8 protein-coding genes and 1 riboswitch are annotated in these 10,002 nt (G+C 65.2%); of the genes, 7 read left to right on the top strand and 1 reads right to left on the bottom strand.

The window, feature by feature from the left end; all coding sequences use genetic code 11:
• Window positions 1-29: 29 nt before the first annotated feature.
• A complete protein-coding gene (locus AX729_RS31715; RefSeq protein ID WP_061028111.1) occupies window positions 30-2,219 on the bottom strand; it encodes a lytic transglycosylase domain-containing protein in 2,190 nt (729 codons plus the stop codon).
• Between the two features lie 319 nt (window positions 2,220-2,538).
• Here AX729_RS31715 and AX729_RS31720 point away from each other — a divergent pair, with 319 nt between their 5' ends.
• From AX729_RS31720 to AX729_RS31745, 7 genes are all read left to right on the top strand, one after another.
• A complete protein-coding gene (locus AX729_RS31720) occupies window positions 2,539-4,275 on the top strand; it encodes an adenylate/guanylate cyclase domain-containing protein (protein ID WP_061028112.1) in 1,737 nt (578 codons plus the stop codon).
• Between the two features lie 121 nt (window positions 4,276-4,396).
• On the top strand, window positions 4,397-4,573 hold the full coding sequence (locus AX729_RS40770) for a hypothetical protein (protein ID WP_197433721.1): 177 nt from the start codon (window positions 4,397-4,399) through the stop codon (window positions 4,571-4,573).
• 154 nt (window positions 4,574-4,727) lie between these two features.
• Window positions 4,728-4,940 (top strand): hypothetical protein, encoded by a 213-nt coding sequence (locus AX729_RS31725; RefSeq protein ID WP_061028113.1) that lies wholly within the window; start codon window positions 4,728-4,730, stop codon window positions 4,938-4,940.
• Between the two features lie 105 nt (window positions 4,941-5,045).
• Window positions 5,046-5,894, top strand: coding sequence for a fumarylacetoacetate hydrolase family protein (locus AX729_RS31730; protein ID WP_061028114.1), 849 nt, complete (start codon window positions 5,046-5,048; stop codon window positions 5,892-5,894).
• A 124-nt stretch (window positions 5,895-6,018) separates the two neighbouring features.
• Window positions 6,019-6,276, top strand: a complete 258-nt coding sequence (locus tag AX729_RS31735; protein ID WP_061028115.1) for a hypothetical protein — start codon at window positions 6,019-6,021, stop codon at window positions 6,274-6,276.
• Between the two features lie 103 nt (window positions 6,277-6,379).
• Window positions 6,380-6,593, top strand: a riboswitch (cobalamin riboswitch).
• 113 nt (window positions 6,594-6,706) lie between these two features.
• Window positions 6,707-8,935, top strand: coding sequence for a TonB-dependent receptor (locus AX729_RS31740; RefSeq protein WP_061028116.1), 2,229 nt, complete (start codon window positions 6,707-6,709; stop codon window positions 8,933-8,935).
• A gap of 73 nt (window positions 8,936-9,008) precedes the next feature.
• Window positions 9,009-9,590, top strand: a complete 582-nt coding sequence (locus tag AX729_RS31745; protein WP_061028117.1) for a hypothetical protein — start codon at window positions 9,009-9,011, stop codon at window positions 9,588-9,590.
• Window positions 9,591-10,002 lie beyond the last annotated feature (412 nt).

Consider the following 10,002-nt stretch of genomic DNA (forward strand, 5'->3'; position numbering starts at 1 on the left):
GGCGCCGTGTCCAGCCCCGGCGACGTCGCCTAGGGAGCGGGCGCTGCGGCCGCCACGGGTGCCGTTGCGCCGGCCTCCTGCGTGACGACGCGCTGGTCGCTCTTGCCGGCGACCATGCCGCTGTCCTCGAACCTCGTGCGGTAGACCAGCACGTTCTCGATCACGCGCTGGACGTAGTTGCGCGTCTCCGACAGCGGGATGCGCTCGACCCAGTCGACCGGATCGACATTGGGATCCCTGGGATCGCCGCGCTTCTGCACCCATTCGCGCACCCGGCCGCGCCCGGCATTGTAGCCGGCGAAGGTCATGATCTGGTTGCCGCGATATTCCGACAAGAGCGCGCTGAGCTCAGCTGCGCCCATCTGCGTGTTGTAGACGGGGTCGGAGACCATCCTGTCCCAGTCGTAGGTCAGGCCGAAGCGTTTGGCGGTGTCGCGGCCCGCTTCCGGCGTCACCTGCATCAGCCCGACCGCGTTGGCGTGAGACTTGTCGCGCTGGTCGAACGAGCTTTCGGTGCGTGCCACCGAATAGATCACGCTGGTCTCGATCGCGGGCGCCACCTGCTTGTGCTCGGGAATCCCGATGGTCGGGAAGGCGTAATGGTCGAGCGAGAGCCCGCGCGCCAGCGCCGACTTGCCGATCGCCAGCATCACGCGCGCATCGTTGCGCCGTCCGGCGAGCTCGGCGAGCGCTTCGAGCGCCGGGACGTCGGCGCTCTCCTTGGCGAAGTCCTCGGCGTAGTAGAACACCATGTCGCGCTCGCCGATGCCGTAGAGCATGTCGGCCGCGCGCACGCGCTCGTCCGTGGGGGGCGTGCCGGCCGAGGCCAGCATGGGCGAGGGCGGACGCAGCTCGATCCCGTCGAGGCCGAGCTTGGCGCGGGCGAGCTGGCCGTAATAGGCGGTCGGATAGCGCGCCGCGGCCTTGTAGCTGATGCGCGCATCGGCCATGGCGCCCATGGCTTCGGCGGCGCGGCCGCGCCAGTAATGGGCCCGCGACAGCGCGATCGGATTGGCCGAGCCTTCGTCGATCGCGGCGAAATGCATCATCGCCGTCCTGGGATCGTCGAGAAAGCGCAGCGCGATCCAGCCGCACATGAAGTGGTAGTCGACGCGATAGACTTCCTTCTCCGGCACCGCGGCCGTGCGCACCACGTCATAGGCGGTCGTGGACTTGCCCTGATCGAGCAGCTTGCGCGCGAGCATGCGGCGCTCGCGCCACCAGGCATCGGTGTCCTGGGCGGCCATCATCTCGGGCGCGGCGGCCAGGATCACTTCGGCGGCGTCGTCGATGCGGTCGTTCTGAAGATGCCACTGGGCGCGGCACAGCACATAGCCGAGATCGCGTCGCGCTTCGGCCGAAACGTCCTCCAGATGATCCTTGGCCTTGCTCGACTTGCCGGTGACGGCGGCGCAGGCCTTCACGATCGCGAGCGCGTCCTCGCCGAGACGCTTGGCCGCGCGTCTTGCACCTTCATAGTCCTTGGCGCCAAGGCGCTTGTCCATGCGCGCGCGGTGATCCTCGGCCGTCAGGAGATCGCGGAACACCGTGTAGGAATCTTCTTCGCTCCGCTCGGACAGTTCCTCCGCGCGCCAGGTCTCGCGCATGAGGCGCGCTGCCGTGTCGGCTTCCCCTTCAGTGAGCAGCACGCGGGCCAGCGCGAACTTGCCCTTGGCGCTGATCGGCCGGTCCATTGTGAACTTGTGCACGGTTGCCGCGTCGCTCTTCTCCTGCCAGAGCCGCGCCTCGGCGCGGCGGCGGAGCAGCCCGCTGCTCGGCCAGTCCGGATTGGCGGCGAGGAAGGCGGCGTAGCGCTTGAAATTCGCCGTGCTCTCCGAATGGCGCAGCATGAACCAGTCGGCGAGCTTCTGTCCGGCGGGGTCAGTGATGCGGTCGCGCGCGGCGCTGGCCTCGTCCGTCTTGCCCTTGCGCGCGAGGTCGATCGCATCCTTCAGCGCGGCGAGATCGCCGGTCAGGGGCGGCGGTGCCGGCTTGTCCGAGGGCGCGTCGACCGTCTTCCTCGACTTGCGCTTGGCCTCGGCATGCTTGCCGTGCCGAGCTTTGCCGGCCGCAGCATGGCGGTGCTTGCCGGCTTTTGCCTCATGCGTCTTCTTCGGCGCAGACGATTTGTGGCTGCCCTTCGCCGCAAGCTCGGTGGGAAGGAAGGCGATCGCCGCCATGGCAACGACACATGCGAGCGAGCGTAGGCACTGGTTCATTCGATGGTCCCCCCTGCGAAACCACTACAAACCAAGGTCCGCGTACGACATGCGGCTTGCGAATCAAGACACCGAACGATGCCGGGCATCGTGTCGTAGTCCTCACGCTGTCGCAACAATGCGGCAAAATACGGATGCGACGAGGGAACTTCCGCAAAGGAGAAAGGGGCAGGTCGTTTAACCTTTGTTAACGACGCGGTCCCCCGCGACGGTTGCGCTGGGTACAGGGCGCCACGAGGGCCAGATTGCGCGTGTTCCGGAAGCCTGTCCGGTGTATGGAGTTCCCTCGCTTCGTCCCTTTTCCTTTACCTTTGCACCTATGCCAATTTTCAACCAGTCGATCCGGCACAAGATTGTCGGCATCGCCCTCGGATTGATCGTCCTGATGCTGGTCACCTCGATCCTGTCGATGGTGATGTCCAGCCAGGTCGGAATCCTGCTCGACGAGCTGACCAATCGTTACATCCCGGCCTACAGCCACCTGGCGCGCGCCAACATACGCTCGCTGGAGCGGGGGCTGGCGCTGCGGCGGATGGTCATGACCAGGATGGAGTCACCGTCGGACGAGCAGGCCTATGCGGCGCGCCTTCGCGACTTCGAGGAAACGGATCGCAAGATCGAGGACGAGGCGGAGGCCGCGCGCAAGCTGATCAACGCGATCATCGACGATCCCAGGACGTTTTCCGACAACGCCGCGCTGGGGCGGATCGATATTCGCATCGAGACCGCCGTCACCGAGCTGCGCCGCGATCTGGCCGAGCACCATGCGAAGCTCCTCAAGCAGATCGACGCCAAACAGATGACCGAGGCCCGCGGCACGCTGGAACACATCGACGTGCTGCGCGACCATTTCAACCAGAAGGTCGATGCGATCCGCGCCGACATGCTGGCGCAGGTCTTCTTCTCCACCGCCCAGGTGATCAGCCGCCAGCATCAGGCGATCATCGTTTCGGGTGTCGTGACATTGCTCGCAGCGATCGTCGGATTTGCCTTTGCGCTGTTGGTGTCCAGCGGCATCACGCGGCCGGTTCGGCTGCTGCTGGCCGGGACCCGCGAGGTCGAGGCGGGCCGGTTCGACAAGCCCATCGCCGTCTCGACGCAGGACGAGATCGGCGAGCTCGCCGCGGCCTTCAACCGCATGATCGAGCAGTTGCGGCACAATGAGCGCATCCGGGAGACCTTTGGCCGCTACATCGATCCCAAGGTGGTGCAGGGGCTGATCGAGCGGCCGGAGGTCGCAATCGACGGCGAGCGCCGGGTCATGACCATCATGTTCTGCGACATGAGCGGCTTCACCTCGATGAGCGAGGGCATGACCCCGCGCGGCCTCGTCAAGGTGATGAATCACTATTTCACAGTGATGTCCGGCCCCATCAGGAGCAATCGCGGCGTCATCGACAAATACATCGGCGACGCCATCATGTCCTATTGGGGACCGCCCTTCATTGAAGAGGACGAGCAGGCGCTGCTCGCCGGACTTGCCGCCATCGAGATGGCCGACCAGGTGCCCGCGCTGCAGAAGCAGCTGCCGGATCTGCTCGGCATCCGCGCCATGCCGGCGCCGTGCGATCTGCGCATCGGCATCGCCACCGGCGAGGTCCTGACCGGCAGCATCGGCTCCGAGCTGATGATGAGCTTCACCGTGATGGGCGACGCCGTGAACCTCGCCTCGCGGCTGGAGACCGCCAACAAGGTCTACGGCACCCGCATCCTGATCTCGCAGGCGACGGCGGACGCGATCGGCGCACGTCTCGAGTTGCGCGAGATCGACCGCATCGCGGTCGCGGGCCAGAGCGCGCCCCAGGCCGTCTTCGAGGTGATGGCCAGGGCCGGCGCACTCACCGATGCGCAAGTGAGCCTGCGCACGCACTATGCCGAAGCTCTCGGCGCCTATCGTGCCCGGCGCTTCGACGACGCCCGCGCCGCCTTCAACGCGGCGCTCGAGGCGGTCCCTGGCGACGGTCCCTCGCGCACGCTGCTCGGCCGCATCGCGCAGTTCGAAGCCAATCCGCCGGACGCCGCATGGGATGGCGTCTGGCGACTGGAGCAGAAATAGCCATACGCGCCGTCCGGCATGCCGGCTGGAAAAAACGATACTACCCCATAACGATGTTCGCCGTGACCTATTTCCCGGGCTTAGGTTTGACGTTCCTGAGGCGCCTGATGGGGACACGCCGATGACACATCTCGAGGACAGGCTGGAACGGTTCGAGACTCTCACCGCCGAATGCGAGCTGATTGCCAAGCTCGCCACCGACAGCACCAAGCGCGAGTTCTATCTGAAGCTCGGCGAACAGTACCGTCAGCTGGCAACGGATATGCGGCAGGCGATCGCGACCATGGCTGCGGCCTGAACGCGGCTGCAATCCGTTCTTAATATTTGGCGCGCATTCTCGAAGCATGCGAGCGTCGCCGATCGGCGATGGCTCGTGGTGGGAAGGCAGGGGTTCGTTGTGCAATGCAGCGTGCCTTGCGAGTGTCATTTGCCATGCTTGACAGGGCAATCCCATGCGCCTCGTTGCAGTGATCATATTCGCGCTCATGACTGCGGCCTGCGATAAGGAGCAGGACATCACCGGCTCGACGACGCCGACCTGTCCGATGCGCAACTACAGCTACAATCCACGCGACATCAACCAGTGCGTCAACGCCTGCAGGGTGTGCGACCGCGGCACCACGGTGACCTGCACGACCTCCTGCACCCTCAAGGGCGCTCGCTGAGCGGACCGCCTTCCGACTTGCAGGGATCGCAACCGCGCCATCCCCGGCCGCCATCGTCCCCGCCGTCTCGACCTGATAGGGTCGATCGGAGCCAGGGGGATATCAATGAAATTTGCGAGCTTTGAAATCAACAACACTGCCTCATGGGGGCTGGTGGAGGGCGCCGCCGTGGCCGATCTCGGCGCGCTGCTGCGGGACCGCTATCCCGACCTGAAATCGGCGATCGCGGCAGGAGTCCTGTCCGAGGTCGCCGCCTCGGCCGCCGAAGCAAAGCGGCATCCGCTGGCCAGCATCGCCTTCCTGCCCGTCATCCCCAACCCGGACAAGATCCTCTGCATCGGGCTGAACTACGAGAACCATCGCAAGGAGACCGGGCGCACCGAGGTCGAGAATCCCACCGTGTTCGGCCGTTTCGCCAACAGTCAGACCGGGCATCTCACCAGCATCATCCGTCCGAAGGTCTCGACCCAGCTCGACTTCGAAGGCGAACTCGCGGTCGTGATCGGAAAGGCCGGCCGCTACATCCCACGCGCCGAGGCGTGGGGTCATATCGCCGGCTATGCCTGCTACAACGAAGGCAGCGTGCGTGACTACCAGCGCCATACGCACCAGTTCACGCCGGGAAAGAACTTCCCCGCCACCGGGGCCTTCGGTCCGTTCCTGGTGACGCCGGACGAGGTCGGTGAAGTCGGACCGTTGCGGCTCCAGACCCGGCTCAACGGCGAAGTGGTGCAGGACACCGCCATCGACCAGATGATCTTCGATATCCCGCGCCAGATCGAATATTGCTCGGAGTTCACCCGGCTCGAACCCGGCGACGTCATCGCAACGGGCACGCCGGGCGGCGTCGGCTCACGGCGCAGCCCGCCGATCTGGATGAAGCCCGGCGACGTCGTCGAGGTCGAGATCGATAGGGTCGGCTGCTTGCGCAACACCATCGCCGATGAGGCCTGACGCTTGCGGATGCGGGAGCCGCAAGTCGCGGCTTGCAGGCAAGTGGCTGGCGGTGCTTGGGCACCGGAACGATTCAGATGGATTAGTCATTGACCGAAGCGGGTAGGATGCGGAGTCCGATGGAATGGGTATGCTGGATCCCGGTCGATTTCTGGTGTCGTGCTCGCATTGCGGTGCCTGGCCGATGGCAGCCAATGTGAAGCGGTCGAACTGGTCGGCGTCGCCGCACGAGGTTCGCTTCGTCTGCACGCGCTGCCGCCGCGAGGAAACCGCGATCGTCTCGGCCTCCGGCGAATTGACGCCGATCAGGCGCGTCGAGGTCCCGCCACGCGACGTCACCGTCGCCTGGGCCCAGGCCCAGCGTTTGCGAGGGCGGACCTGAGCGGCCGGGCGTATGCTCTCGGCATGAGCGGCAGAGTCGGATTCATGCCGGTTGGCCGCGGTGATGGCAGCCGCCTGTCGATTGACTCCCGGCTTGGGCACCCCGTAGATTGATCGCCGACGGTTCTCCTTACGGAGATCAAAAGGGAACGTGGTGCGAGATGTCCCGGGGCCGGGATCTTCTCAATGCCATGGCTGCCCCCGCAACTGTAAGCGGCGAATCTCTCGTCTTTTGCCACTGGGAATCTCGGTCCTGGGAAGGCGACGTAGAGGTGACGACCCGCGAGCCAGGAGACCTGCCGTCAGCCGTGGTCACACGCGAAGATGTCGGTCGGGGAGTACAGACATGAGCTTCACCGGGGCATCGATCGCTCCATCGTAAAGCTTCGTTCGCTGTGACGTGCCACTGACGTCATGCCGAGGTTCCAATTGTGCCCCGTATTGTCATTGCCGCCAGGTGCCGCTGCGCCGGCATCGTTGCTGCCGTTTCCTTCTGTTCGCTCGATCCCTCCATCGCCCACGCACAGCAGTCCGTCGCCGAGCAGCTGCCGCCGGTCGAAGTGACCAAATCCGACGATCAGAACCGTACGCGGGCGAGGGCGATCGGCGATGGCGAGACGGGGAGGCGCCGGGCGAGGTCGAACCGGGCGCCGACAGGGACCGGCTCGTCCGGCTCTGGCAGCGAGGCCGTCGCCAGCGATGGCGGCATCGTCGGCGCGGCCACGACCGTCATCACGGCCGCGGATATCGCGCATGCGCCCTCGCAGACGCTGGCCGAGATCATCGCGACGCAAGTACCGGGCGCCCAGATCACGACGTTCTATGGCGGCCAGATCGGTGCCAGGACCAGCGTCGACCTACGCGGCTTCGGCGCCTTCGCCACGGCCAATACGCTGGTGCTGGTCAACGGACGGCGGTTGAACGACATCGACATGGCGCAGGTGGACCTCTCCACCATCCCGCTCAATGCCATCGAGCGTATCGAGATCACGCGCGGCAATTCCGGTGCGGTGCTCTATGGTGACAATGCAGTCGGCGGCGTCATCAACATCGTCACTAAAACCGGTGTCGGCGGCCCGCCCGTGACAGCGCGCATCGAGGCCGGTTTCGGCTCGTTCAATACTGGGCTCGGCAACGTCTCGGCCGCGCTCAATTCCGGTCCGTGGTCGACCTCGTTCTACGGCAATGCCGTCAGGACCGATGGCTACCGCGACAACAATCGTTACGTTCAGGAGAACGGCGTCGGCAATCTGAACTACACGACGCCGGGCCTGACCGCCTTCCTGACCGTCACCGGTGACAATCAGGAGCTGCGACTGCCGGGCGGCCGCACGGTCGATCCGTCGATCGGTCTCGACGAGCTCGCAACCAACCGAAGGGGAACCAGCACGCCCTTCAACTACGCCAACCAGCAGGGCTTTGGCGCGACCGCGGGCTTCACGAAAACCCTTGTCAACGGCGTCGACCTCATCGTCGACGGCGGCGTGCGCGACAAGCAGCAGCAGAGTGCGTTCTTCTCGAGCCCAACTCCCGTTCCGGCCTTCTTCACGTCCACCTATGTCGACGCCGATCTGACGACATGGTCGATCACGCCGCGGCTCAGCGTGAAGAGCCTGCTCTTCGGAATGCCATCGCAATTGCTGACCGGCGTCGACTATTACGATGCGAGCTTTCAGCAGAACCGCGGCGCCGGCCAGGGTCTGGCGCCCTGGCACAATTACGACCTCAGGCAGCGGACGATTGCGGGCTATGTCCAGCACACACTCGGCGTCGCGCCAACCACCGATATCTCCTACGGCGCCCGGGTGCAGAGCACCAATCTCTCGGCACGTGACGATTTCGACCCGGCGGCTCCGTTCAACACCGACATCGGTGCGCTCCCGCTCAGGAGCGACGAGACGCAATACGCGCTGCACCTCGGTGCCGAGCATCGGCTCAATGACACCGTTGCGCTGTTCGGTCGGGCTGCGCGCACCTTCCGCACGCCTGATGTCGACGAGCGGGTATCGTCAGGCCCTTCATTCGATCCGTTCTTCAACCCGCTCCCGCAAACGTTCCAGCTCAAGACCCAGACCTCGCAGGACATCGAGGGCGGGCTGCGCATCAGAGGAGGCGGACTGCAGATGCAGAGCAGTCTCTATTTGATGGACCTCGCCAACGAGATCCATTTCAATCCGATCCTGTTCTACAACACCAATCTGGATCCGACCCGCCGTTACGGCTCGGAGACCAGTGTCTCCTACCGCGTCAACGATGCTCTGCTTTTGCGGTCCGGCATGGCTTATACACGGGCCGTCTTCCGCGAAGGCGTCTGGGCCGGCAATGACGTGCCGCTGGTGTCGCGCTACACCGCGAGTGCGGGCCTCACCTGGAACATCTGGCAGGACTATGTGGTGCTCGATGCGACCGCGCGTTTCTGGAGCGAGCGTCGGATGGACAACGACCAGGCCGGAACCCAGAAGCCGATTCCCGCCAACGGCACGATCGACTTCAAGCTCAGCGGTCGGTACGAGCGCTACTTCTGGTCGCTCAGCGTCAACAACGTGCTGAATGCCCTCTACTACGACTACGCCGTCGCAAGCACCTTTACGGACGGGCGCTTCAGCGCCTATCCGCTGCCCGGTCGCACCTATCTGCTCAAGGCCGGCGCCACATTCTGAATCAAGGCTCCGACTCGACGGGGCTGTCACAGGCCCGCAAATGGACTACAATCAGACAAGAAGGAGAACATCCATGGCTCTCGACATCCTGCCGTCCAACGGCGACGGTTTCCGCCTCCATCCGGTGGCTCCGCATCTCGCGCCGATGTTCGGCTTCGCGCTGTTGACGGTTTCATGCGCGCTCTCAAGTTTCGCGTTCGCCTGTGCGACGCCGTTCGCGGCCTTCGCCGTCGTCGCGGCTGCCATGCTGCCGCTGCGTCCGGCGCTGCTCGTCGTCACCGGCGCCTGGCTCGTGAACCAGACCATCGGTTTCGGCGCGCTGCACTATCCCATCGATGGCAGCAGCATCGCCTGGGGCTTCGTCATCGGCGCGGCCGCGCTGCTGGCGACCGCCGCGTCGTCGGCTGTGCTCCGCATGTTGCCGCAGGGCCGCACGCCGCTGATGCTGGCGCTCACGCTGGTTGCCGCCTATGCGGCCTATGAGCTCGCGCTACTCGCCGCGACGCCGTTCCTGGGCGGGGAGGGCGCCTTCACCGCCGCCATCGTCACGCGCATCGGGCTAACCAGCGCGCTCTGGCTCGCCGGCCTCGTCGCCGTCTGCGAGGTCGTGCGCCTGTTCGATCCGTTCGGGCGCAAGGGAGCGATGTCGGCCTGAGCCGTCCTCTCGTAGCCCGGATGACGCTTCCGCGCCATCCGGGTTGCGCCGCCGCGCCTGTGTCGCCCTCTGTCAATCCGTAGCTGCGAAAATATTCCACTTTACCGAAATTCTGATTTGCCGTATGTGTCGCCCATCCCGGCTCATCCTTGAGGGGCGATCATGTGGTCGTCATTGTCGCGAGCCGGGCTTGCGGTGGACGCGGCAGCGTCGTGCACGAGAGGTGAAGGGCAGGGCGGATTGCTCTCCGTGAGCCCGAGACTGCGTGCGGACGAGCGGCGCTGTCAGGTTCGTCGTGCCAGCATTTCGGCGGCAAAGTGCACAACGCCGTCGAACCCTGTGGCGCCAACGAACCGTGCGTACGGCAAAACCGTGTGGTCCTGGCCGTCGTTGCTACGGTCAAGCTCTTGCG

It is taken from the genome of Bradyrhizobium sp. CCH5-F6, from assembly GCF_001556045.1.
GTDB lineage: Bacteria > Pseudomonadota > Alphaproteobacteria > Rhizobiales > Xanthobacteraceae > Bradyrhizobium.